This window comes from Thalassolituus sp. ST750PaO-4 (assembly GCF_020320405.1).
In the GTDB taxonomy this organism is placed as follows: domain Bacteria; phylum Pseudomonadota; class Gammaproteobacteria; order Pseudomonadales; family Oceanobacteraceae; genus Venatoribacter; species Venatoribacter alkanivorans.
Window position 1 is genome coordinate 328,254 of sequence record NZ_JABVCB010000001.1, and the last position, 25,240, is coordinate 353,493.

Annotated in this window: 23 protein-coding genes and 2 tRNA genes; 9 read left to right on the forward strand and 16 right to left on the reverse strand. The window is 52.9% G+C overall.

Features of this window, described 5'->3' with window-relative positions; all coding sequences use genetic code 11:
- Positions 1 to 49: 49 nt before the first annotated feature.
- Positions 50 to 898, reverse strand: a complete 849-nt coding sequence (locus HUF18_RS01545) for a DNA ligase (protein ID WP_145470082.1) — start codon at positions 896 to 898, stop codon at positions 50 to 52.
- A 201-nt stretch (positions 899 to 1,099) separates the two neighbouring features.
- Between HUF18_RS01545 and folK the strand changes: the two genes are divergently transcribed.
- Positions 1,100 to 1,495, forward strand: coding sequence for a 2-amino-4-hydroxy-6-hydroxymethyldihydropteridine diphosphokinase (gene folK / locus HUF18_RS01550; protein ID WP_225690891.1), 396 nt, complete (start codon positions 1,100 to 1,102; stop codon positions 1,493 to 1,495).
- Here folK and HUF18_RS01555 read toward each other — a convergent pair.
- The 4 genes from HUF18_RS01555 to HUF18_RS01570 all read right to left on the reverse strand — a co-directional run bounded on the left by HUF18_RS01555 (position 1,477) and on the right by HUF18_RS01570 (position 5,211).
- Positions 1,477 to 2,190: an SDR family oxidoreductase gene (locus HUF18_RS01555; RefSeq protein WP_225690892.1), complete on the reverse strand. Its 714-nt coding sequence runs from the start codon at positions 2,188 to 2,190 to the stop codon at positions 1,477 to 1,479. The genes folK and HUF18_RS01555 overlap by 19 nt on opposite strands.
- A 74-nt stretch (positions 2,191 to 2,264) precedes the next feature.
- Positions 2,265 to 4,850: a penicillin acylase family protein gene (locus HUF18_RS01560; RefSeq protein ID WP_225690893.1), complete on the reverse strand. Its 2,586-nt coding sequence runs from the start codon at positions 4,848 to 4,850 to the stop codon at positions 2,265 to 2,267.
- Positions 4,851 to 5,012: 162 nt separating this feature from the next.
- Positions 5,013 to 5,089 (reverse strand) — tRNA-Met (locus HUF18_RS01565).
- A 45-nt stretch (positions 5,090 to 5,134) separates the two neighbouring features.
- Positions 5,135 to 5,211: transfer RNA gene (locus tag HUF18_RS01570), tRNA-Met, on the reverse strand.
- A 179-nt stretch (positions 5,212 to 5,390) separates the two neighbouring features.
- Between HUF18_RS01570 and HUF18_RS01575 the strand changes: the two genes are divergently transcribed.
- A complete protein-coding gene (locus tag HUF18_RS01575) occupies positions 5,391 to 6,443 on the forward strand; it encodes an AraC family transcriptional regulator (protein ID WP_186435995.1) in 1,053 nt (350 codons plus the stop codon).
- A 60-nt stretch (positions 6,444 to 6,503) separates the two neighbouring features.
- Here the strand turns inward: HUF18_RS01575 and HUF18_RS01580 are convergent, their stop codons facing one another.
- The 7 genes from HUF18_RS01580 to HUF18_RS01610 all read right to left on the reverse strand — a co-directional run bounded on the left by HUF18_RS01580 (position 6,504) and on the right by HUF18_RS01610 (position 12,697).
- Complete coding sequence (locus tag HUF18_RS01580; RefSeq protein ID WP_145470077.1) at positions 6,504 to 6,959, reverse strand: hypothetical protein; 456 nt, start codon at positions 6,957 to 6,959, stop codon at positions 6,504 to 6,506.
- Between the two features lie 169 nt (positions 6,960 to 7,128).
- Positions 7,129 to 7,686: a hypothetical protein gene (locus HUF18_RS01585; protein WP_225690894.1), complete on the reverse strand. Its 558-nt coding sequence runs from the start codon at positions 7,684 to 7,686 to the stop codon at positions 7,129 to 7,131.
- 49 nt (positions 7,687 to 7,735) lie between these two features.
- Positions 7,736 to 8,401, reverse strand: a complete 666-nt coding sequence (locus HUF18_RS01590; protein WP_225690895.1) for a class I SAM-dependent methyltransferase — start codon at positions 8,399 to 8,401, stop codon at positions 7,736 to 7,738.
- 61 nt (positions 8,402 to 8,462) lie between these two features.
- Positions 8,463 to 9,575, reverse strand: coding sequence for a murein transglycosylase domain-containing protein (locus HUF18_RS01595; RefSeq protein WP_225690896.1), 1,113 nt, complete (start codon positions 9,573 to 9,575; stop codon positions 8,463 to 8,465).
- 55 nt (positions 9,576 to 9,630) lie between these two features.
- Entirely contained in the window at positions 9,631 to 10,974 is a 1,344-nt protein-coding gene (locus tag HUF18_RS01600) for a DUF1329 domain-containing protein (RefSeq protein ID WP_225690897.1), read from the reverse strand.
- A 150-nt stretch (positions 10,975 to 11,124) separates the two neighbouring features.
- Complete coding sequence (locus tag HUF18_RS01605) at positions 11,125 to 11,727, reverse strand: Yip1 family protein (protein WP_145470073.1); 603 nt, start codon at positions 11,725 to 11,727, stop codon at positions 11,125 to 11,127.
- Between the two features lie 151 nt (positions 11,728 to 11,878).
- Positions 11,879 to 12,697, reverse strand: coding sequence for a TatD family hydrolase (locus tag HUF18_RS01610; protein WP_225690898.1), 819 nt, complete (start codon positions 12,695 to 12,697; stop codon positions 11,879 to 11,881).
- 100 nt (positions 12,698 to 12,797) lie between these two features.
- On the opposite strand from HUF18_RS01610, the gene HUF18_RS01615 reads away from it, so the two are divergent.
- Positions 12,798 to 13,235: a hypothetical protein gene (locus HUF18_RS01615; protein WP_145470071.1), complete on the forward strand. Its 438-nt coding sequence runs from the start codon at positions 12,798 to 12,800 to the stop codon at positions 13,233 to 13,235.
- Here the strand turns inward: HUF18_RS01615 and HUF18_RS01620 are convergent.
- Positions 13,222 to 13,959 carry a ParA family protein gene (locus HUF18_RS01620; protein WP_145470070.1) on the reverse strand — a complete coding sequence of 246 codons (738 nt, stop codon included), beginning with the start codon at positions 13,957 to 13,959 and terminating at the stop codon, positions 13,222 to 13,224. The two genes, HUF18_RS01615 and HUF18_RS01620, sit on opposite strands and share 14 nt — an antisense overlap.
- Before the next feature lie 38 nt (positions 13,960 to 13,997).
- Positions 13,998 to 14,630 carry a peptide-methionine (S)-S-oxide reductase MsrA gene (msrA, locus tag HUF18_RS01625; RefSeq protein ID WP_225690899.1) on the reverse strand — a complete coding sequence of 211 codons (633 nt, stop codon included), beginning with the start codon at positions 14,628 to 14,630 and terminating at the stop codon, positions 13,998 to 14,000.
- A gap of 36 nt (positions 14,631 to 14,666) precedes the next feature.
- Between msrA and HUF18_RS01630 the strand changes: the two genes are divergently transcribed.
- On the forward strand, positions 14,667 to 15,419 hold the full coding sequence (locus HUF18_RS01630; RefSeq protein ID WP_225690900.1) for an MBL fold metallo-hydrolase: 753 nt from the start codon (positions 14,667 to 14,669) through the stop codon (positions 15,417 to 15,419).
- Positions 15,416 to 16,096: a class I SAM-dependent methyltransferase gene (locus HUF18_RS01635; protein ID WP_225690901.1), complete on the forward strand. Its 681-nt coding sequence runs from the start codon at positions 15,416 to 15,418 to the stop codon at positions 16,094 to 16,096. Before HUF18_RS01630 ends, HUF18_RS01635 begins: the two co-directional genes overlap by 4 nt.
- A gap of 50 nt (positions 16,097 to 16,146) precedes the next feature.
- On the opposite strand, the gene HUF18_RS01640 is transcribed toward HUF18_RS01635, so the two are convergent.
- On the reverse strand, positions 16,147 to 17,979 hold the full coding sequence (locus tag HUF18_RS01640) for an alkaline phosphatase D family protein (protein ID WP_225690902.1): 1,833 nt from the start codon (positions 17,977 to 17,979) through the stop codon (positions 16,147 to 16,149).
- Positions 17,980 to 18,249: 270 nt separating this feature from the next.
- Between HUF18_RS01640 and HUF18_RS01645 the strand changes: the two genes are divergently transcribed.
- A complete protein-coding gene (locus HUF18_RS01645; RefSeq protein ID WP_225690903.1) occupies positions 18,250 to 20,178 on the forward strand; it encodes a VacB/RNase II family 3'-5' exoribonuclease in 1,929 nt (642 codons plus the stop codon).
- 79 nt (positions 20,179 to 20,257) lie between these two features.
- Here the strand turns inward: HUF18_RS01645 and HUF18_RS01650 are convergent, their stop codons facing one another.
- The gene (locus HUF18_RS01650) at positions 20,258 to 20,725 is read right to left on the reverse strand and encodes a hypothetical protein (protein WP_145470064.1); all 468 of its coding nucleotides are present in this window, start codon (positions 20,723 to 20,725) and stop codon (positions 20,258 to 20,260) included.
- A 368-nt stretch (positions 20,726 to 21,093) separates the two neighbouring features.
- On the opposite strand from HUF18_RS01650, the gene HUF18_RS01655 reads away from it, so the two are divergent.
- From HUF18_RS01655 to HUF18_RS01665, 3 genes are all read left to right on the forward strand, one after another.
- On the forward strand, positions 21,094 to 21,333 hold the full coding sequence (locus HUF18_RS01655) for a FeoA family protein (RefSeq protein WP_145470063.1): 240 nt from the start codon (positions 21,094 to 21,096) through the stop codon (positions 21,331 to 21,333).
- Complete coding sequence (feoB, locus tag HUF18_RS01660) at positions 21,330 to 23,624, forward strand: Fe(2+) transporter permease subunit FeoB (RefSeq protein WP_225690904.1); 2,295 nt, start codon at positions 21,330 to 21,332, stop codon at positions 23,622 to 23,624. Before HUF18_RS01655 ends, feoB begins: the two co-directional genes overlap by 4 nt.
- Positions 23,625 to 23,767: 143 nt before the next feature.
- On the forward strand, positions 23,768 to 25,033 hold the full coding sequence (locus HUF18_RS01665; protein WP_145470061.1) for an inorganic phosphate transporter: 1,266 nt from the start codon (positions 23,768 to 23,770) through the stop codon (positions 25,031 to 25,033).
- Positions 25,034 to 25,240 lie beyond the last annotated feature (207 nt).

Genomic DNA, 25,240 nt, shown 5'->3' on the forward strand with positions numbered 1-25,240 from the left:
TAACAGCCCCGGCTTTTCCTGTCCGGCTGGCAGCGGGATAAAGGAGCCGCTACTCCTGCGGTCTTACCCGTACAAAACGGGCAAAACGAGGTAAACCATGCTCCGTCAGACCGTTATAAGAGAACGTTACCTGCGCACCGAGCGGTGGTGGCGAAAAACGTTCATCATCACTGAAGCCGGTTCCCAGACGGAATTCGCGGCCATCGGCGGTACGTACAATCAATGCCCCCAGTGCCCCACGGTATTTACCTTCGCCGGCAACATAGCCAACAACTTCGGCTTCATCGTCCTGACTCAGCTTCATTTTTAATAAGTCATCACTGCGCGCTACCTGATACAACGACTGACTGCGGCGCAGCATTAAGCCTTCTCCACCGGCAGCAGTAATGATCTGCAGTTTTTTTTCCAGTTCCTGCTCGCTGCTGACTTTACTCTGGTCAAGCACTTTAAGCTGCGGGTTGGACTGTTGTGCTACCAGTGTGCGCAGCACCCACAGCCGCTCAGTAAAAGGGGCTGCCATTTGTGGCAGATCGAAGACCATGTATTTTACTTTCATCCAGTCATCGTCATTTGCATGATGACGTCTGACCAGACCACTGACAAAAGAGAACTGCCCGCGACCAGCCCATAATTCGCCGTCCAACGGATTTTTAGGTAACGCGGAAAGGAACCAGGCGGGCGCATTAATCGGTCGGCCACTGCGGGTTAATAATTGCTGACCATTCCAGTATGCACGGACACCATCAAGCTTTTCACTGACATAATACTGGCTGACGTCGATACCTTTGCTGTACACCTTGGCCAGCATCAACGGTGGCGGGATCAGTTCCGAAGCCATCAGCAGCTGTGGCCAGAACCCGACCAGCAGCAACATCAGCAGCGCAATTACATTATCCATGGCCAGTCCTCCCTGAACACACCATTGGTCTTTGCCGACAATCCAGTCAATCAAGCAATTGCTTCAGCCAAATACCAGCATTTACTGTAATTTTCACACTTTCAGACGAGTCTGCCCTGCTTTCATCTGTCTGCAGGCTGCGCGCTTGACAGAATAACGCTGAACGCTAATCCTTGAGCTTCCTTAATGTACATCAATATTATGCAATTTTATTTACTTGGCCTTGGCAGCAATATCGACCCGGAACAGCATCTGTTAAAAGCACGTGACGCACTCGCGTCTCTTGGCGTGATTTGTGCGGAATCAGCGATACTGAGAAGTGCTCCGGTCGGCGATACTTTTCATTTTGAATTTAAAAATCAATTGCTGATTCTGTCGTCAGAATTATTACCCGGGCCGCTGAAGCAACGACTGCAGAAAATTGAAGTGGATCTTGGCCGTGAGCCTAAAAATCCATCGCGCAAAGTCAAAGACCGCACAATAGATATTGATATTTTATGCACCGCAGCGACAGAAACCGACTGCCGCCACGCAATTCTGGAAGAGAGCTACTACCGCGAATTACAGCAATTGTGGAATCAGGAAGAAAACGTCTGATCGTAGCGGTTGGCAACAAAGCGCCCACCATCGACGCGCATCACCGTACCGGTTACCGCCTCAGCCTGCAGTAAATAATCGCAGGCACGGACAATTGCACCATAACCCAACTCTTCACCGATCAGCGATTGCGACAGCACTTTTTTCCGGTACGCCTCATCATGCTCAGGTAAAAACTGAATCGGCCCGGGCTGAATAATATTCACCCGCACCCTGCCCGCCAGACGCTGCGCCATGCTCAGGGCAAAATTCTGTAACCCGGCTTTTGCGGCGCAATATGCGGAAAAACGCTGGTTAGGAATATCGGCATAAATATCACTGAGACACACCATTGATGCGCCCGGATTCCATGCGCTGCTCAGCGCTTCGGTAATCAGCGCCGGTGCCAGTACATGAACGCGCTGGTGCATTTCATGATGGGCAATCAGATCACTTGCGGCGGCATCGGGGACAAAGCAGGAAGCATTATGAATAACCGCATCAAAATTACCCAGCGCCGGTAATTTCAGAGCCAGCTGACGGATATCCTCACGGTCTGCCAGATTCGCCCGTACACTGGTCAGTGCCGCATGATCGGCTAATTCATTTGCGCTGTTGTAGTGCGCAACAACCTGCCAGCCCTGTGCCAGATAATGTTCGGCCAGTACCTTTCCCAGCCGCCGCCCGGCACCGGTAATCAGAATACGTTTGCTCATGACTTTTCCACGCGCAGAAACAATAAAGCCGGTACGTTAACCGGCTTTATTGCAGCTGTCACGGATGACGGAAATTACTCTGCGTGCAGTACACGTTCATGACTGAAGTGCGCCCTGACTTTTTCCGCATCGTTAAAAGGTAAATTGCGGTTTTTACGTGACAGCCAAAGCTGAATACCGTCGTCATAATGTGACGATGCCGGATTACCGGACTGCCCACCGGCAACAATCAGATTCAGCGGTTCCGGCTGACTGAAATCGACGATCATACGCATTGCCGGAATATTCCAGACGGCATAATCCGAGCCCAAATCGTAGCCTGCCACATTCAGCGTATTACGGTTACCACCAGCCGGATACGGTCCGCGGTCGGTGTAATCTGCCAGACTTTCCACCGCCGCAGCTTTCAGACCGGAGAGAAATGGCAGCATGTGCGTGGTTTCGGTTTGCCAGTGATAAAACGCCAGATCACCCCAGCGCCACTGGCTGTCATCCTCACCTAACTGTTGCTGCAGATAAGGCCAAGTCGCCGCCAGTGCGCGGGCAATAATCTGCCCCGGCAATTCGCTATCAGCGGTATTCATATCATCCCAGAACGGTGCCCAATTGCTGCCCTGTGTACGCCCAAGTAAATGATCCTGATAACCGGAATAGGCACGGCCATTCATCGCCAGAAATGCCTGCCAGAGCTGGCCGTCTTCAGGCCCCAGTTCATCCATAAAAATCGCGCGGATCAGATTATGCTCAAAGCCACCCCACACCGCTGCGCTGCGTGAGCCTTCCGCCATATCGCCGTCAAAGCTGCGGATAATCTGCAGCACGTTCTCAGCATCAGCCTGCTGTGCCTGTGGTAAAGCTGCAATGCCATCGCGGATCATATTTCGCCACGCTTCAGTACCCCAGAGCTGCTGCACCTTGGCAACCAGAATATCGCGCCGGTCAGCCTGCATGGCTTCCATGCTGGCATAGTCGTGGCCACCCTCCTGCTGCGTCAGCATTTGCATAATGCGCTCGGAACGTTCCGGGTAATACCAGGAGCTGGTCAGACGCGGGCTGTAATCGGCTGCCACCGTGCGGTTATTACCTGTACCTAAATAACCGCTTTGCGGGTTACGTGAACGCGGTGTATCGGCCCCACCCCAGTAACCCTGCCAGTCATACTCGCCGGTCCAGCCAGGGCTTGGAAAATGGCCGCTGCCGGCTTTGCGTTTGGGGTAATTACCCGTGACCTGCCAGGCAACATTGTCTTTGTCGCCATAAATCACGTTCAGGTGAATAAAGCCGACGCCATTTAATGCCTGCTCGGCTTCATCCATGGTTTTGGCTTTACCCAGATTAAAAAAGGAGTCGATGGTGTTATCCGGAAATTGCGCCGTCCAGCTTAATGCCAGACCAAATTCCGAGCTGGCCGGAATAGCGATCATCTCATGTTTGGGTTTGCCCTTAATCGCCGCATTCAGCAACGGGCCATGGCGTGTGGACTGCACTTCAATGATCACCGGCTCTGCACCTTTAACCTGAATGGTTTCGCTGCGGCTGCTGACCGGATACCACTGCCCCTGATACAGATATTCGGTTTTACCATCGCGCTCGCGTAATTTCTCCAGAAACACGTCCTGGGTATCCGCCATCACCATGGTTTCACCCCAGCCGATATGGCCGTTGTAACCGGTGACCAGCGCCGGAATTCCCGGCAAGGTAATGCCCACGCCGCTGTATTCCGGGCTTTTCACGCCCATCAGAATCCAGGTCGACGGATGCGATAACAACAGGTGGGTATCGTTGGCGACCAGTGTCGCGCCGGCGGCGGTTTTATCTTTATGTACGCCCCAGTTATTGGAGGCGGCAATGCCCTGACCGTTAATCCGCTTCAGCTTCTGCTCAACCGCAGCCAGATAGCTGAGCTGTTCTTTAAGGGCAGCCACAGAGCTTTCCGTGCCGGATAAACCCACACCGGCAAGTTTATTGGCTTCTGCCACATCAATGGATTCATCCGGATAAATAGGCGCCAGATACGCCGCTTTTTCCACGCCCAGTTTTTCTGCCAGCTGCAGAAAGCCCAGCTCTTCGTGCAGATTAAAACCCACCCCCAGGTTGAGCATCACAAACAACCCCAGCGTATTAGCGGGCTGCCAGGCTTCCGGCTGATAATCGTTGATGGTCAGCTCCAGCGGCAGACGATCACGGTGGCTGTTAATGTAAGCGTTAACTCCGGCAGCAAAGCCTGTGAGGTGCTGTTTCAGCTCCGGGCTTAATGCGGCATAGCGTTCTTCAATAATCTGCGGAATACCCAGGGTGCGCATGTAGATATCCATATCCAGCGCGATATCACCGGTCATCTCCGCTAAGCGGCCACGCGCCAGCAGATTCATCGATACCATCTGCGCCAGACGGTCTTCTGCCATGGCATAGCCGATGCCGAAGGTCAGATCCTGCAGGCTTTGCGCTTCGATAAAGGGCACGCCGTATTCATCGCGACGGATACTGACATCTTCCTGCAGACCACGAACCTGAACCACACCCACAGAAGGATCAAGATTGCGTTCGCTGATCCAGTCAAATACCTGGCCGCAACCCGCTAATAAAGTGGAAGCTGCCAGAAGCGGCAGAAACAAGGCCTGACGCAGACCCATGTGCTGTTTGTACTTTTTATTATTCACAGAGATACCCGTGCCGCAGTTGCGACTCATAAGAAAAGGTGAGAACGCAGCGGATTATGGCGGGCAGGCCAACAGGCGAACAGGGACTTTTGTGCCAAACGGACACGGAATGACAAGCAATAAAAAAGCCCGTATGCGAACATACAGGCTTTTTATCAATTTTGGTTGCGGGAGCAGGATTCGAACCTACGACCTTCGGGTTATGAGCCCGACGAGCTACCAGACTGCTCCATCCCGCGACAATTGCTTCACTACTTTCTGACGTTACAACCAACAGAAGCGGTTGGTTGCGGGAGCAGGATTCGAACCTACGACCTTCGGGTTATGAGCCCGACGAGCTACCAGACTGCTCCATCCCGCGTCAGAGGCTGCGAATAATACGGATGACCCCTTATGCTGTCAAGCCTAACATTTTGTTTTTTAGGTATTTTTCCCGCAACGACCAGGAATTTACAGAAAAGTTGCATCATCGTCTGGCGTGTATGGAATACAGGTGGTACGTTATCTGAACAAAAAATAACAACAATAAAAATCGAGCATATGAGTTCGCATCCGACCAATACTTTGACGACGGCGGCTTTGCAGCCATTGTTGCGTTTGTTGGAAAGCAAAGGTTTCTCCGGCATGGATTTGCTGTCACCAGGCCAGGAGGCCAGAACCGAGCATGTTTCCAGTCAGCGCATGTCCATCAGCCAGTTCGACCGGCTATTGGAACAGGCCAGCAAACTGCTTAACGAACCTGCCATCGGCCTTGCTGCCGGACAGCACCTCGACCTGCCCAGCTTTTACCTGCTGGGATTCCTGCTGAGCAGTTGCCAGACCGGCCGGGAAGCTCTGACCATTCTGCGCCGCTATTATTCGCTGATCAGTGATACCCGCTCACCCGATCTCTTTGTCGGTCATGAAAGCATTAAGGTGTTGTACTACGTTGCCGATGGCAGCGCCTTTGGCAGCCATGCCCGCAGCGAGTTTATTGCGGCCAGCATTCATACCGCAGGGAAAGCCTTCGGTGGCAGCTATTACCAGGTTCAGGGCGTTGGCTTCCGCTTTCCGGCACCTTCCTACCGTGACCGGCTGGAACAGTTCTTTGGTATACCGATTCAGTACAATCAGCCGCACAACTGGATCTCGTTTTCCGGCAAACTGCTGGATAAACCACTGGCTCAGGCCAACCCTGAACTGTTCAATGCCCTTCGCCGCCAGGCAGAACTATCGACGACCCGCTTCAGCCAACTACAGGCTTTCAGCCGCAAGGTGATGCATATCCTGTATCAGTGGCCGGACTCCATTCCGATCACCAAAGAGGCGGTCGCCGATCTGTTGAGTACCAGCAGCCGTACCCTGACCCGTCGCCTGCAGGAAGAAAACTGCCAGTTCTCTTCCCTGCTGCGTGATGTACGGCTGGAGAAGGCCAAGCAGGCTCTGGAACGCGGTCATACCGACGTGCAGCAACTGGCCATTGAGCTGGGATTTTCTGACCGTAGGGGGTTTGAGCGGGCGTTCAAACAATGGACGGGCGAAACTCCGGCCGCCTACCGGCGTAATTGCCGTTCACGTCAGGAAACAGTGGAAGATATGGCTGAGGCAGACTGACTCAGCCAATAAAAAAAGCGGCCAGTAGCCGCTTTTTTTATTGCCGGGTGCTGTGCTGTTCTACCAATCACTGGCAGACAGGGCAGCACGGACGGTACGCATTTTTTCAGACTCTTCCAGTGCAATCAGATTTTCAAACAATTGCCGTGAGTCGTTATTGGTCGCCTCACTGAGCATCTGCCGGTACAGGCCGATCAGATAATCATCGATTTTCAATGCAACCCTGGTTAACTCATCCACCGAAATATCCGGATGCAGATCGCGGCAGCCTTTCAGAGCATCGCTGATTGAACCTGGTTCAAACTGGTGCCACTCCGTCAGAACTTTCTGGCTGACATGTTCCTGCATACTGACCATCGATTTGGCCAGAGTATCCTCATGAGCAGCCAGCAGCTGCAGCATCATATCGACCCTCTCGCGCTGCGTCTGATCCCGCAATTGCTGGTACAGGTTACGCGCGTGCTCGTGTAAGCGACGGCCGTATTCAAGTACATCTTTGACCGTGGAGTAACTCATATCTCTGCTTCCTGTTCAAAGGCTCTGGCTCAACGTTCAAGCTTCAAAAACCCCTGTGGCCCTCCGGCACTATCACCTGAAGGCATAAAACACAGTGGATAGTTAAAGCATAGCGTCCGCAGCGGCATACGCCATTGCGCAGGATCAAGCAGAGCAGCCAGCGCAGGCTTTATTCGTCGTCATCACCGGATTCTGCAAACTGATCAGCCAGCTGCTGACGGAAAGGACGCACAGCGGATTTATCCTGCTCGCTGACATTTTCCACCGCACGCATCATCATCAGCGAAGCGCCCATCATTTGCTCCATCATCATTTTCTGTTCAGCAGGCATACCTTCAGACTGACGGATCTGTTCGAGCTGGGCTTCCAGTTGTGACAGGCTGACTTGCTCGTTTTCCATTTCCAGCGCCATATAGCCCATGGTTACACGACGGGAAATTTCAGCCCAGTGTTCGATATTCTTATAACCGCCAGCCTTTACCTGCTTGCTGAAGTCGTCGTACAAACCAGCGGCTTTCAGTTGCTCAATCCCTTTATTGAACATCGCATCAATGCTGGATTCACCGGCAGTGAAGTCTTCTTCCGGCAGCTGATCTTCATGCTGGTCCAGCCAGTTTTCGAGTGCAGGCATGGCTTCCATCCAATGTTTTACATCTTTTTCTGTCAGATCAGCGGCCATTGCCAGTGGTGCCAACAAGCTGAACAACAGCGTCATAACGATGCGCATGAGTATCTCCCTGAGAGTGTTTATTAAAACGTTATTAATGATAAGTCGGTTACGTTAGTCGAGATTGACCTGCGCGGCAATAAATCTCAACCGCCACCGCTTCATCAAAATCACCAATGGCGGGAAGTGTCGAACTGACCATGGAATGCAGGCAATCCAGCTCAACAAAGTCCGGCGCAACAAAACGACTTTCGGCCAGAATCCAGTCGGGAATACTCAGCATCAGCTGTTTAAGATCGGCACTGGAGCTGATGTCATACAGCACATCGCTGGCCAGCAGCAGATCGACCTGCGGCCACTCCCCTTTTACCGGCCAAACCTTTACCCCATTCAGCGCGGCATTTTCGGCTGCGGCCTGCAGTGCATGATCATCCAGATCGGCAACCCAGACCTCAGCAGCTCCGGCCTTTGCTGCAGCAATCCCCACCAACGCTGAGCCACAGCCAAAATCCAGTACCTTCTTTCCGGCAACAGCATCAGGATTAGCAACAATCCATTGCGCCAGTGCACGCCCGCCTGCCCAGGCAAAGGCCCAGTACGGCAGACGCTGCCAGAAAGCTCCGATGGCCTGCGTATCCAGAGTTAATTCACTGTCCGGCAGGCTGAGCAGCCACAGCGTTAACTGCTCCTGTATGAGTTTTTCCGTAACAAGCTGCGCCCCAGGCAATATCAATGCCTGCTGCAGCTGTTTTAGCGGTGCATGGTTGATTGACATAAAGAACTCAGAACTCGCCGGTTTAAATTATTAATATGCACAAAAGCAGACCAGAGAACGCTTACAGCCAGTGTTTTTTAAAAGCTATCACTTTTTCCAGATAACGCCGGGATTCGGCTTTCGGGTGTTTGTGCACAATCATGCGGTAAACCTCCTCGGCCGACATTGAATTAATGCGCTGAACAGCTTTTTTACGGTCTGGATGAAATGCTTTAAGCAGGTTTCCTGCACCGCCGTTATAAGCAGCAATGATGCAATACTCCCGCTTTTGCCATCCCTGAATATCACGCAGATAAACATCCCGCAGAATCGATAAATACGCACTGCCAGCGTCAATATTATTCGCCGGATTTAACAGGTAGCTGCGTGTCGGCCGGTCATCACGGCCATAAATACGCTGATAGACATCACGCCCCGCAGTGTTCTGCATCACCTGCATCAGGCCATAGGCGCCGGAATGTGAAACGGCAAAAGGGTTAAAGCTGCTTTCCGTTTCAATCACCGCCAGAATTAATGCCGGCGACAATTTATAGCGAGTTGCAGCCCGCTCCACCTGTGGTCGGTAGCCTTCCGCACTACGCTGCTTATGGCTGCGCACCATGGCGACGTCCACCCAATAGCGTGCGCCTTTATGTTGTACTTTATGCTCGGTCAGGTACTGCGCGAAACGCTCTGCCCGCCAGGGGTATTCAATACTTTTGCCGTCCTGATCAAGCACCTGCCCGGCCAGAAAAGGTTTGCCGGTAATACCCATATCGGCAGCCGTGTACAGATCCACGGCAGAAGGATCCGCCGGAGTCAGCAGCGTAGCCACCAATGCCTGACGGATTGCCGTTAACGGCGTTTTACTGCGCTCACTTTCTACACGGATACGCCCGGCTGCAAAGTCGATATGAACCCGGGTGTGGTAATCATCCAGATATTTCACCATCGCATGGGCCGATGCTTCTTCGAAGTCCTGTCCCCAGACCTGATTGGCTTTTTCCGAAAAGAAGGCGTACTCAAGAATCACCGCCTGCACATCATCAGAGAGTTCAGCAAAGTTATCCGGCAATCGTCCGTCGTCTGCCACCGTCGGCAGACAAAAAGAACACAGCGGCAAACAAAGACAAAACAGCGACAGTCTTAACAGGCGGGAATAAGAAGAGAAAAACGGGAAGAGATTTAAAGTCACAAAATACACGGGCAGCAAAGATTGCTGCCCAGTGTAATCGCCATACCGCTGAATGTCAGCGCACAGCCTCGCGGCGGATAGCATTCGGCGAAAAGTCGTCGGCATCCAGCTCCTGGCTGAAATCGATAGTGGCGCCACGTTCGTTATCCAGCCCCTCGGCGTAGTAACGACCACTCTCAAGATCGTAGGTTACTTCCAGAGTCGGATAAACCAGCTGAACATCATAGTAGTTAATGGTGTGTGCTTCGGTAACCTGCCACAACTTGCCTTCTTCATCGTACTCTTCGGCGTAGATAATCGACCATGAGTCTTCATCCACGTAGTAACGACGGGTTGAGTAACGATGGCTGTAACCAAGACGCAACTTTGCTTCAACCACCCACACGCGATGCGCTTCGTAACGCAACAGTGACGGGTTAATGTGATGATCCTGCAAAATATCATCAATTTTCAGCGTGCCCTGATGAACCTTGTAAGCGTTGTACGGAATATAGATTTCACGCTTACCTTTCAGCTCCCAGTCATAGTAATCCGGTGCGCCGTTAAACATATCAACCTGGTCGACGGTACGGATGGAGTTGGTGTTGGAGTCAGCGGTGTCATACGCCAGATCAGGAGTGCGGCGCAGACGACGCTGGCCCGGCACATAAATCCAGGATTTACGTGGTGAACGAACCTGATCCAGCGTTTCATGCACCAGCGTAATACCACCGGCAAGCTGTGCCGGTGCCAGTGTTTTACGCTTCAGGAAGAAAATTTTGTTATCCAGATCGGTAGGTTCTGCACCCGGAATGCTGTACTGAATAAAGTATTCGTATTCACGTAATGCATCAATGCGCTGCCCGCCCTGAGTTACCGATGATGCAACAGCGGTATAGGCCATAGAGTGGCCTCGGAAGCGTAAGGTATGGTTCCACAACACTTCCAGACCATTCTCGGGCACCGGGAACGGGGAAGACATCGTCGCACCGGTAACACCAGCGCCGTATTTCATCAGTTCAGCACGACTGGCGTTGGTCTTAATCGCCTGATAAACGTAGTCAGGATAAGACGCGGAGCGATGAGTCGGATAAACCTCAAAGTAGAGATCAGGAAAACGCTGCAGCAGTGCGACCTGACCATCAGTCAGACGCGAACGGTGCTCTGCGATATTAGCGGAAGTAATACGGAAGCGTGGTTTGTCGGCAGCAAAAGGATCGGCATGAAATGCGCCGGGTTTATGCGTTTTATCGAGAGGAAGACCACCTTTCCAGGCAGGAATATCTTTACCATTACCCAGTTTGTCGGCACCAACCGGCGTCAGGTCTTTCCCAAGGCGGGCAATATCTTCCGGCGCAACGGCAGCAATGGCCGGTAAAACAGAGCACATCAATGCAGCAAACAAAAACCGTCGTTTCATCACATCACCATTGAGCCATATTCAGGGGGCGTGCAGGCTACTGATTGGTGATTCTATGATCAACCACGTGTTACAAAATCACTACAAAACTCTGTCTGCCGCGGAAGGGGCGCAAAAAGTCCCTCCGCGGCCGATGAGCACTACATGCAGTCAAACAAATGCTGGCGCCATTCCCATACCCCATAGGATAACGGTTACCGCCATACATCCGACCAGCGCACAAAGCCCTACAGTGAGCATCGAGCTGGCAAAAATGAATCCGCGCTCTTCCGGGATATCCATAAAAATGGGAACACCCGAATACAGCAGGTAAACGCTGTAACAAACCGCAGCCAGCACGACCATGACATCCAGCCAGAGAATCGGTAACAGACCAATAAAACCAGACAAGAACATAGGAGTGGAGGTAAAGATGGTAAAAATCAGACAGCGCTCATAGCTGGCACTGACACCAAAGGTCCGCTCCATCCAGAACATTGCGTAAGCCACCATCGCCACGCCGAACAGCAGAGCAAAATAGAAAGCGACAGCCATAGGAAGAGCGCTTTCAGCACTGAGTTTTACCACATCACCGCCGGCGATACTCCAGCCATATTGTGTGGTACCGATATACAGCGACACCGGCGGAATCAGTGCCAGAAATATCAGGTTACGGACAAACACTTCCAGAATGGAACCGGCCCGCTCCCGACGAATTTCATCCCACTCACGACGTGGATGGTACAGCAGTCCGAACATATGATTTGCAAACATAGTGCTCACCTCTTTGTGTGACTACGTTACAAGGATTATGCGCTCTGAACAGACAAAGCAAGCTGGCACCGTTTTATGCAATAAGCTTGTCTAAAAACCCGCGCCTTCAGCATCAGCAGCAATAAAGGAACGCAAAATGGCTCATTCGGCCTTATCCCACCGCCATCATACGTGGGAACGTTTGTCGCAAATTTTGCTCCAGCTGCACTGCTAATACCGGCAGGCTCAGGTGATGCTGACTGGCCAGAATTGCTGCCAGCAGTGGAATACTGGCCGGACTGTTGTTATCAGGCCCCCAGAACGCCGGCTTCATATCCGGACTATCGGTTTCCAGCAACCAGCAATCCAACGGCAGAGAAGCCACTGTACGCCGTAACTTATGCGCCCGCGGATGACTCATTGCCCCGCCAATCCCCAGACGAAAACCCAGCTTACGCCAGGCTCTGCCCTGCTGTTCACTGCCACTGAAGGCGTGCACCATTCCACCGCAGGGGAACTGTTGCTGACGCAGATAAGATACTGCTTCATCATGTGCTCCGCGGATATGCAGAACCAATGGCAGCTGATATTTTTTTGCCAGCATCACTTGCGCCCGGAACCAGAACCACTGCTCTTCGCGCTGTGTCGCATCCGTCGCCAGCACCCAGTCGAGTCCGGTTTCTCCCAATGCCACAAGTTTCTGACCAGAAAGCTGATCCTGCAGGGTTTGCTCAAGCCAGTTCAGGTCATCCTGCTGATGCTGAGCGATAAAGTACGGATGCAATCCAAGAGCATAATAGAATGGCCGCTGACGACAGAACACCGCCAGCTGTTCACACTGAGAACGCTGTACGCCGGGAACCAATAAACCACGAACCCCCAGACGCTGAGCCAGCGCCCATTGTTCGTCACGTTCGTCATCCAGGCGGGCGAAATCAAAGTGGCAATGACTGTCGAACCAGCCCGATACTGTGTCATGCATTAATGTCATTTATTGGAATGCCACATTAAAAGCAAAAATTTCATTCCACTCATGGAGTATCTGCCGCTAGTCTGCTATCAATAATCGAGGTTTAGTTGCGGAACTGCCCATGGAACTGGCTTCACAAGAACTGCGTGAGCGCATTGTTCGCCCAACCCTGCACTATCTCGGCAAGCATTGCCATGCCTCCGAGAATATTCTGGTCGCCATTGCTCAATGGCAGCAACAACATCCTCAGGGACGCACCGAAGGTATCTACCCGATTGACGCCGGACTGCACCAGAAGGTATGGAACCAGCACCTTGCGTTTGATCCTGAGCTGGCCAGTAAAATCCGCGGTCTGGCCTCACAGCGTGAATTCCTCAATAATCCGCACATTGAGCTGATTACCAATCTGGCCTACGCCACGGCTATTGCCTGGGCAGTGTATCTGGCCTTTCCACAGGTAAAGCACGCGACAACAGCCTGCACATCAGGCAATTCCAAACCGTCCCCTTGCCCACTGACTGAAAGCACGGCACCGCTGTCCGGAGTCAGCGCAGGTTAAGCTTAGGCTTCAGCGCCTTCCACAACGCCTGATAATTACGTGCCAGCGGCACCGCTGGCTGCTGCTCTACAATCGGGCTGCGCAACTCCAGCATACGTTCAGCACTGGCGGAAAAGGCCACAAAAGTACGCAACACTTCCGGATAATTCTGCAGCTCGGTATTCACCCAGCGCAGATGTGCCGGCTTACGCCGGTCAATCATGGTAACAAAGGGCAGCCACTGGGATTTTTTCGCCCAGTCAAACTGGGATTTGATCTGGTCGTAGGCACGAATCGATAACACCGAAGGCTCAACCGGAATCAGGATGCGGTCCACTGCCCGCAAGACGCCCTCCATCTGCGGCGTAATCATCGGCGGGCAATCGATAATAATCAGGCCATAGTCTTCGGCCAGACGACCGAGCGCTTCCGCCATCCGTTGCCGGGCTTCTTTTTTACCGCTCAGACTCTGATGAAATTTACGCAGCGAACTGTCGGCCGACAGTACATCCAGGCGCGGTACCGTACTGGGCTGAATGTAGCGGCTGATGGGTTCATCACTGCTCCATAAAGCATCCTGTTTATGGCCCTTATCGATGCCCAGAATCCAGCTTGCAGCCCCCTGCGGATCGAGATCCCACAACAGGGTTGGAATCTTGTCCCGCGCTGCCAGCGCCGCCAGATTCACTGCAGTAGTCGTTTTACCAACCCCGCCCTTCAGCTGATAAACAGCCATTGCCCGCATGATTAACTCCTTGTTAAAAAACCTGCCGCCCTGAGCGGTCAGTCAAAACTGACGTTACAGCCGCCCAGTCCACAATAGCCATTGGGATTTTTAGCCAGATACTGCTGGTGATAGCCTTCGGCCAGATAAAATGGCACATCAACCAGAATTTCGGTGGTGATATCCCCCATGCCGGAGGCGTATAAGCGCTGCTGATAGTGCTCCCGGCTGGCCTCAGCCCTTGCCAGATCTGCGGCCTGCGCCAGATAAATGCCGGAGCGGTACTGGGTGCCGATATCGTTGCCCTGACGCATGCCCTGAGTCGGATCATGACTTTCCCAGAACACCGCCAACAGTTTCTCCAGCGTCAGCTGCTGCTCATCAAACCAGACCCGCACCAGCTCATTGTGGCCGGTCATACCACTGCAGACTTCCTCATAGGTCGGATGCTGCGTATGCCCGGCGCCATATCCCACCGCCGTTGAATAAACACCGTGCAGAGACCAGAACTTGCGCTCAGCCCCCCAGAAACACCCCATGCCCAGCAGAATCTCACTGACTCCGGCCGGACGTTCACCGGCGATAAGGTTACCGTTCACATAATGCTGCAGCGGCACCTGATACAGAGGTTCAGCCCTGCCCGGCAACGCCTGATCGGCTGTGGGGATAGACATCAGTTTTGGACGCCACATAATGCACCTCATTTCTCTGCGCTGATATGGCCTATTATGACCCGAAACGCATCCGATTATTCGCTCAAATTTCTGGGTACCGGCAGCGGCGGCCAACCCGACATGGGCTCCGCCGCCGCAGTGCTGGAACTTAACCAGCAACCCGTACTGCTGATTGACTGTGGTTACGGCACTTTAAGTGCTTACCAGAAACACTATAAACGCCTGCCGCAAGCGATCTATATCACCCACGGCCATCTTGATCATATCGCCGATCTGGAGATTCTGACGGTTCAGGCACGCCTGCAGGAGCACCCTCCCATTCGCTTATATATGCCGCTCAATCTGATTACCTTACTGCATCAGCGACTGGCAACCTACCCGGGCGCCATGGCCGAAGGCGGGCACAACTTCTGGCAGTCCTTTCAGCTGCTGCCGGTGACCGATACTTTTATTCATCAGGATCTGACCTTCCGCCTGCACGCCACACGCCATCACCAGCCCGGTTCCAGCTATGCCCTGCATTTGCCCGGCGTATTGTTTTACAGTGGCGACACCCGTCCAATACCGGAAATACTTTGTCATGAGCTGAGCGGTCAGGAACGGATCTTCCATGACTGCGGCCTTCAGCCCAATCCTTCCCATACCGGTCTGGACGATCTGGCGCGCGAATATCCGCCCGCACTGCGTCAGCGCTTCGTGCTTTATCACTATGCCAATGAACAGGCCGCCGCAGCGCTGGAACAGGCTGGCTATCAGGTCGCCCGCCCCGGCGACAGCATCAGCCTTGGCACGGAAAGCAACCCATGAATACCAGCTCACAGCCACACCACAAAGAACAGGATGAGCAGCAGCTTAACCAGGCCATCAGTGCCATGCTCGACGATGCCCGCGTCAGCGCACAGTCACTGCCACAATGCCCGCAAATCAGCCTCTGGCTGGTTGAACCTGAGAGCATGCGCCGGGCGTTCAGTCAGGAAGAAATCCTGCGTATTCAGACCTACCCCGCTTACTGGGCCTTCTGCTGGGCCAGCGGTCAGGTGCTGGCGCGGGAGATTCTTGCCAACCCGCACTGGGTCGCCGGTAAAAAGGTGATGGACTTCGGTGCCGGTTCCGGTGTGGTCGCCATCGCCTGTGTATTAGCCGGCGCGCGCGAAGTCATCGCCTGCGATATCGACCCTGATGCGCTGTTATCCTGTGCTGCCAATGCACGGCTGAATAACGTTGGTTATCGCCTGCATCCGGACTTATTCGCCTTTGACGAAGACCTCGACCTGCTGATTGCCGCTGACGTGCTGTACGACCGCGCCAACCTGCCATTACTGGAAGTGTTTCGCCAGAGAGCGCAGCAAGTCATCGTCGCCGACTCACGCGTTAGGGATTTTCATTTTCCACCTTATGTGGCCACCGGCCGCAGTGAATCCTTCACCGTACCTGACCTCGACGAGCTGGATGAATTCCGCTGGGTAAACCTGTACCGGGCATAACAGCAAAAAGGCCGCGATTGCGGCCTTTTATTTACCCTGGAAACACCGGATCAGGGAGCCAGAGGAACGTCAGTCAGGGTACGGTTACCGTAACCTGGTTTGACCTCCATCTTCTTCTGTACTGACGCGGTGTAGGTTTCGCTGGTGATGGTATCGACATAAACCCACTCACAGCTGGATTTCGCCGGAGTAAATTCCACCAGCATATAACCACGCTGGGCGGAGTTCAGATACTCCAGATCATCCACCAATGTTGTTACTGCCTGCTCAAAACCCGCCTGCTGAGCAGCACGAACGGCCGGATCAGGGATAGCACCAAAACCGACATAGGTTTCAAAGCCGGGCGAGGTAACCGATGAGGTTGCAAATTCTACCCCGACCGAACCATTACTACGTACGGTCTCTCCGCTTGCATTCGCCGGATACAGATCGCTGGCCCAAGCGTTATGGGTATCCCCCGCCAGAACGACCAGATTCTTATCCAGCAACTGCGCTCCCTGCAGAATTTCTTCACGCGCCGGGAAATAGCCATCCCAGGCATCCAGATTATAGGGAGCCTTCTCCTCCACACTTGCACGTTCAGCTGCAGATACCGTTGGATCGCCAAGAGCAATGCGCCCTTTAATCGTTGCCAGATCAGTAAGCAATTTTGCAACCTTCGCCTGCACCGCAGAAGCGTCCTCACCCTTTTTAATTTTTTCTTCAATTTCACCAAGGCCAGTTAACAGTTCGAGGGGTATAAAAATACGTCCCATCAGCACCTGCTGACCCAGCACCTGCCAGGTGGCTGTACTGTTAAGCATGGAGCCCATTGCAAACTGCTGCTGCTCTGTTCCCAATAAGCCACGGTTGAGGTCCCCCAGAGCGGCGCGGAATGCAGCGGTATCAACATCAAACTTTGATGAATCCACTTCGTTTGGCACCAGATAATCCTGATAGCTCAGCGGCTTATCACGGGCATACATACGCGTATCCAGCATGGTCAGGTTGACCAGATTACCGAATTCAAAAGCACGCCAGATTTTGGCGGTATCGCCGCCGCTGCGGATCGGCAGCCACTCGTGGTACGCCTGAATGGCTGCAGCACGACGTTCTTCAAAAGAGCCTTCGTCTTCATCGTGGTTTTCAGCGCCACCTTTCCAGGTATCGTTGGCCAGTTCATGGTCATCCCAGACACAAATAAACGGCTTTTTCTGATGTGCCAGCTGCAGCGCGGTATCGGTACGATATTTGGCGTAACGGGCGCGGTAATGGGTCAGGGTCAGGGTTTCGACCAGCGGGTCCGGGTCACGGACCTGAGCGGCAGCAGGTGGATACTCATTAGCACCGTACTCATAGATATAGTCCCCCAGATGCACCACAACATCGGCATCGCTGTTAGCAATTTCGTTGTACACGTTGAAGTAACCGGCGGGCAGGTTGGCGCAGGAGCACACCGCCAGTTTCACACTATCCACACTGCCGACTGGCAGAGTGCGGGTCTGACCAACCGGAGTGACAGCGCCGTCTTTACCGGCGAACTGGTAGTAGTACAGCGTATCGGCATTCAGGCCGGTAACATCGACTTTCACGGTGAAGTCGCGGCGGCTGTCGGTGTAAACAGAGCCACTGGCCACCACGTTGCTCATGGCTTCGTCGGTTGCCACGACCCAACCTACCTGAGCTTCAGCACCAGTGTCGGATGGGGTTATGCGGGTCCAGATAATCACACTGTCAGCCAGTGGATCACCAGAGGCCACACCATGACCAAACACCGTCAGGTCACGTTTGTTATCATCATCGCCAAAACAACCGGTTAAGGCGGCAGGAACGGAAACTGCGCCAGCACCGGCGGCAACAGACTTTAAAAAACTACGGCGGCTCAGATCAGCTCGGTTAGACATTAGATCACCTTGTATTGTTCTATTTTGTTATTGGAATAGGACTACATTTCTAAGTCAGAAGTATTACAAGGACACCGTCTTTTCCAGCGCAAAACACGGTTTGGCTCAATAAAGCACTGCACTGTCCGCTTAGGTGAATACATTTGGTACATATGAACCACTTAAAGCGGAACAGATTCACAATCCGATGTTCCCCTGCTCCGCGGTAGCTCTGAACGGCCCGATCCAGTAAACTCCTGCTCCTTTATTTTCAGTCATGGTCCAGTGCGGATGCTCGATAAAAACGCCCTCTCGCAATTACAGTCGTTGAAGCAGGAAATCCAGTTGAGCACGCCCCACTTTGAGGGCCGGGTACGCTCTACCGGTGGCCGCTTTGGTTTCGTCAATACCGACGATGGCCAGCAGTTTTTTCTCGCCCCGGATGAAATGGATAAAGTCCTGCCCGGCGACCGTATTGAATTCCGGGTTGAACCCGCAGGCGAAGGCAAAGAACAGGCAATTATTGAAAAACTGCTGAGCACCGAGCTGAACGAATTTTTCGGCAAATACATTGTGCGGGGTAAAGGTCACTTCGTGGAGGCTGATCACCCTACTCTTAATCGCTGGATTTTTGTGCCGCCGGCCAAGCGCATGAATGCCAGTGATGGTGATCTGGTAAAGGCTCATATCAGCCAGCATCCATTCCCGAAAGGTAAAGCTCAGGCAGATATCGATACCATTATCGGTAAGCCAACCGACGCCCATATTGAGCAGACCTTTATCAAGGCCAAGTGGCAGTTACCTACTGAGTTTGACGATGCCGTCAGCACTCAGGTCGCCGAGCTGACCGCTAAAGGGCTGGACGATATTCTGAGCGAGCGCACAGACCTGACTCATCTGCCCTTTGTTACCATCGACTCTGCCGGCACCCGCGATATTGATGATGCACTCTATGCCGAAGCCCGCAGTCAGGGCTGGGCTCTGTGGATTGCCATTGCCGATCCGGCGGCGTTAATTCAGCCCGGTACAGCGCTCGATCATGCGGCCCTGCAGCGCGCGACCTCGGTGTATTTCCCCGATCAGGTTGTACCTATGCTGCCAGCGGAATTATCTGAACAGCTCTGTTCGCTGCAGGCTGACCAGTTGCGTCCGGCCATGGCGGTTGAACTGCGCATCGGTGAAGCCGGTGAGATCGAACAGATTCATATCTATAACGCCACCATACGCAGCCGCGCCAAACTCAGTTACAACCAGGTTGCACAATTAATTGATGGCGAAAGCAGTGATATTCCGGCCGAACTGCATGGTCATCTGGTGCACCTGGATAACTGCGCCCGCGCACTGGCCGCCTTCCGTAAGAACCACTGTCTGGTGATGGAAGACCGCCCGGACTTTAAACTCATCACCGATGAGCAAGGCAAGGTTAAAGACATTGTGCGTATCGAGCGCAATCAGGCCCATCGTCTGGTAGAAGAATGCATGCTGGCCTGTAACCGTGCGGTTGCCGGTTGGCTGGCAGAAAAAGGCAGTGGCTTCTTTATTGAACACGCCGGTGTCCGTACCGAACGCCAGGGTGAAGTGGCTGCGTTATTAAAAGAACATCTGCCACTGGAGAAAAAACCCAGCCTCAACAGTCTGGAAGACTATGTCAGCCTGATGCAACAGGCAGATGCCAGCAACAGCGACTTACCATTGCGTATGATTATCAGTCGCCAGCTGGAGCGCAGTAATTTATCGCTGGATGCCAAGCCGCATATGGGTCTGGGCTTTGCGTACTACACCACCTTTACTTCACCGTTACGCAAGTACAACGACCTGCTGATTCACCGCATTGTAAAAGCCTTGCTGACAGACAGCAGCGTGCAACTGCCGGATGAAAGCATTCTGCTTAATATCCAGAATGCGCAAAGCAATGCCCGTATGGCCGCCAATCAGGCGGAAACCTGGCTGAAACTGCTTTGGCTCGCACAACAGGATAAAGAACAGCTGTACGACGCCAGCATTGTGCATATGAACTCAACCGGTTTCACCGTACGTCTGGACAATACCGGTATCGAAGGAACAATCGACCGTCGTAAGGCTGGTAACGGCTGGACATTCGAAACCAAAACCCTGACACACCGCAACGAAGAACAACGCTTTATCCTTGGCCAGTCGGTACGGGTAAAACTGACGGACGTACAACCTCAGGCTCGTATCGCCCGCTTTGTACTGGCATAGAAGCAGTTAATATCTGCAACAGATAATAAAAAAGGGAGCTAAGCTCCCTTTTTTATTAATCGCTAATCACTGTAATGGATTAATCGATTTTCCAGGTACGAACAACGGCAAAACCGTGCAGCTCAATCCATTCGTCCAATTGACGTGGATTACGCTTAATTTTTTCGACTTTTTCCTGAGTCGCCGGATTACGGTAAGTACCTACCGGCAGCTTTGGTTTTGGCAGAGAAGATTCTTTCTCAGTTTTAACGGCTTTTGGTCCGCGTGGCGCAGTGCGGGCAAAATGCTTTTTCAGATTGTTATAAATTGAGGAAGGGTTGTCCTGCTTGGCCATACCAACCAGCCAGGCTTCAATCTGCTCTGAGCGGGAAACGTACAGTTCTTCTTCCGTCAGACGATTCTGATTACACAGACGTTTAATGGTAACGTCGAACTCTTTCAGGCCTTCCAGCTTATGTTCCTGATCTTTACGCAGTTGCTCCAGCTCCTGAATTTTTTGCTGGTGCTGTTTAATCTGCTTATCAATATCAATGTCAAATACGCTCACTGCTTAACCTCTGTGTGTTAACGGCATAGTAATACGACTGATATCTGTAAATAGGATATCAATACTAAGAATAGGGTATTCACGCGGACTATTACGGCAGACGCCGTACAGTTCGGAGATATTACGTTCCGCCGTGATTATAGCGGTGCCGTCATATATTAAACAATCAATAAAACTCAACATATAAATGACAACAGACTGTTTTATAAACACATACGAATAACGCAGGAACTTATTGGTTAAAGCACCAATAAATTGCACGACCTTGTCATGAGACAATGGAATCTATGAATAAGCGCAGGGCCTCTTGTGCAATCAAATGATAAACATTATCATCTTTTCTGTTTACTCCTTCCCGCCGGATCAGCATGACATCGCAAACTCTTGATCAGCTCAGCGTTGGTACCCAGGCCCGTATCATCGGATTTACCGCCACCGAAGCCAACTTCCGCCGTAAACTGCTGGCCCTCGGGTTGATGCCGGGTGCTCAGATTGAAGTACGGCGCTTCGCTCCGTTAGGTGATCCGATGCAGATTCAGCTGCGCGGCGCCTCTGTTAGCCTGCGTAAGCAGGAAGCCTCCATTATTCAGGTAGAAGTCATCGTATGAACCGAGCTGTTATTGGTGTCATCGGCAATCCGAACTGCGGTAAAACCACCCTTTTCAACGCCCTGACCGGTGCCAAACAAAAAGTGGGCAACTGGCCTGGCGTAACCGTTGAGCGTAAAGAAGGCAATCTGGTATTGCGCGGTGTCAGCCATAAACTGGTCGACCTGCCCGGCACCTACGCCCTCGACAGCCACGACGATGAACTGTCGACCGATGAAAAAATTGCCCGCGAATTTGCCTTAAGCGGCGAAGCCCAGCTGATCATTAATATCCTTGATGCCAGCAATCTTGAACGTAATCTGTTCTTAACCTCACAGCTGCTGGATATGGGCGTACCGGTTATCTGTGCCGTTAATATGCTCGATGTTGCCGAGCGCGAAGGCATTCATGTTGACACTCAGCTGCTGTCACAGCAGCTCGGTGTGCCGGTGGTGCCTATTGTTGCCTCTACCGGGCGCGGTATCGAAGAGTTGTGCCGCATCCTGGCCCATCATCTGGAACATGCCACCGTTGCCACGCCACTGCTGCGTCTGGATAGCGACTTTGAGCAGGCCGTTAACCAGCTGAAAGAACAACTGCAGGAAGCCGTGGCCAATCCGTTCTGGAGCGCTACCCGCGTACTGGAAAACGACATCTACGCCAGCGAAGTGCTGCCGGTCGAACGCCGCACTGCCGTTCTGGCATTAGCCCAGCAACTGCGTCAGTCGCTGGAAAAACAGCATGGTCAGCCGATTGACGTATTAATGGCCAACAGCCGTTACCGCTCGATTCAGCATATTCTGCAGCAGTCACTGACGGTCAATACCAAAGGCCGGACACTGAGTGAACGCATCGACGACTGGGTACTGAACCGCTGGCTGGGTATACCGTTCTTTTTTGGCGTGATGTACCTGATGTTCACCTTCGCCATTAACATTGGCGGTGCCTTTATTGATTTCTTTGATATCGCCTTTGCCACGGTGTTTGTTGACGGCACACATTATCTGCTGGATGGCATCGGTGCCCCGCAATGGCTGGCAACCCTGCTGGCCGATGGTCTCGGTGGTGGTATTCAGCTGGTTGCTACCTTTATCCCGGTAATCGGCGGTCTGTACCTGTTTTTATCGGTGATCGAAGATTCCGGCTATATGGCCCGCGCGGCCTTTGTGATGGATCGCCTGATGCGCGCCGTCGGCCTGCCGGGTAAATCTTTTGTGCCGCTGATTGTCGGTTTCGGCTGTAACGTACCCGCGGTGATGGCCGCACGCACCATGGATACCCATAAAGACCGTCTGCTCACCATTGCCATGGCGCCTTTTATGTCCTGTGGTGCGCGCCTGTCGGTGTACGCCCTGTTTGCCGCCGCGTTCTTTACTGAAAACGGTGCCTTTATGGTGTTCAGCCTTTACGTGCTGGGCATTGTGATGGCCCTGCTGACCGGTATTGCGCTGAAGAACACGCTGTTCAAACCGGATCTGACGCCCTTCGTTATGGAGCTGCCGGCTTACCATATTCCAACGGTGAAAGGCATTCTGATCAAAACCTGGGAGCGGCTGAAGTCCTTCTGTCTGCGCGCCGGTAAAACCATTATTACCGTGGTAGTGGTACTGAGCTTCCTTAACTCACTGGGCAGTGACGGTTCCTTCGGCAACCAGAATAAAGAAAACTCAGTGCTGTCGAAAATTGCTCATGTGATTACCCCGGTCTTTAAACCGCTGGGCGTACAGGAAGATAACTGGGCTGCCACCGTCGGTATTATCACTGGCATCTTCGCCAAAGAGGCTGTCGTGGGCACACTGGATGCGTTGTACAGCCCGGAGACCAGCGCCGACAGTGAATACTCGCTCAGCGCCGGCTTGCTCGAAGCACTGCAGACCATCCCGGATAATATTGCCGGCCTCGCCGATAACCTGCTTGATCCGCTCGGCCTGAGCCTGATCAGCGCCGACCAGGGTGAAGAACAGGGGGTACATACCACCACCTTCTCGACCATGGATGCGCTGTTTGGCAGCCAGCTGGCCGCTTTCTCCTATCTGGTATTTGTACTGCTCTATACCCCTTGTGTTGCGACCCTTGGCGCGATGGTCCGGGAAGCCGGTTTACGCTGGATGCTGTTTGTCGCCGGCTGGAGCACCGGGCTGGCCTATACCACCGCAGTGATTGTGTATCAGCTTGGCAGCCTTCCTCAGCACCCGCTCAGCTCTGTGCTGTGGGTAGGTGGCAGTATTGCCTTTATCGCTCTGAGTCTGTGGCAGATGCGCCGCTACGGCCAGCAGCACAGCGCCCGTCTGATACCTCTTACCCCCGTCTGATTTACAGATCATGTACTGCGGTGACTGAGCTCACCGCAGACAGACCTTTTTTGACAAAAGTTCCCCTTCAACTAAGAAACAAGTTCTAGGCACTTCGCCATGCCTGCGTTAGAATGCGCGCGCTTTTTTTCGAGGAGTTCACAATGGAACTTATAGCCGACCAGGGACATTTATTTATCATCCTGGCCTGCATTTTCGGTGTATTTATGGCCTGGGGAATTGGTGCAAATGATGTTGCCAATGCCATGGGAACGTCAGTTGGTTCCAAAGCCATCACCATCAAGCAAGCTGTCTTTATTGCCATTGTCTTCGAATTTGCCGGTGCGTTTTTTGCCGGGGGCGAAGTCACCGCAACCATCCGTAAAGGGATCATTGATCCGGCGGTCATGTCGGGGCACCCCGAGCTGCTGGTATTCGGCATGCTGGCTTCTCTGCTCGCGGCAGGAACCTGGCTGTTAATCGCCTCTTATGCAGGCTGGCCGGTATCCACCACGCATTCTATCGTCGGTGCTATTGTTGGTTTTGCCGCCGTCGGTATCTCCATGGAAGCCGTTGAATGGGGCAAGGTTGGCAACATCGCGGCCAGCTGGGTTGTATCCCCTGTGATTGCCGGCTCGATTTCTTACGTCCTCTACAAAAGCGTCAAACATTTTATTCACGACACCAAAGACCCTTTTGCTCAGTCCAAGCGTCTGGTGCCGTTCTACATTATGCTGGTCGGCTTTGTTATCTCCATGGTAACCCTGCTGAAAGGCCTCAAACATCTGGGTCTGAAGCTGGATTTTACCGATGCTATCTGGATCTCTCTGCTGATCGGTGTTGGCGTTATGGCGATTGGCCGTTTCTTTGTCAGCCGCATCCATGCCGATCCGGAAGTGTCTGAAGAGATCCATCTGGCTAACGTTGAAAAAGTATTCGCTGTTCTGATGATCTTTACCGCCTGCGCCATGGCTTTTGCTCACGGCTCCAACGATGTGGCCAATGCCATTGGTCCGGTTGCCGCGGTATACAGCGTGGTCAGTCACAGTGGTGAAATTGCCGCCAAAGCAGCAGTTCCTATGTGGATTCTGCTGGTCGGCGCGGTGGGCATTGTGATTGGTCTGGTGACCTTTGGTCATCGTGTGATCGCCACCGTCGGTTCCGGCATTACCGAACTGACCCCTAGCCGTGGCTTTGCCGCCACCCTGGCTGCCGCCACCACCGTTGTTGTTGCTTCCGGCACCGGCCTGCCAATCTCCACGACTCATGTTCTGGTTGGCGCAATCCTGGGTGTTGGTCTGGCCATGGGTACCGATGCCCTGAACTACCGCAAAATCGGCTCTATCTTCGTTTCCTGGCTGGTAACCCTGCCTGCTGGTGCGCTACTGTCGATTATCTTCTTCTTTATCTTCCGCGCGATCTGGCTGTAACCAGCCCGCCGTTGATAATAAAGCGCCTGTATGGCGCTTTTTTTATGCCTGTAATCTGTCAGGCAGCGAACTCATCACCTCCTCACAACCCCCTTAAGACCGGCCAGTGCAGGTCACCTGCGGCCAGCTTCTGGGTTGAATAAAGCGGCTGTGGCATAACTGGATCATGACGCTCTTAAAAAAATATGGTACATATGTACCACCAAT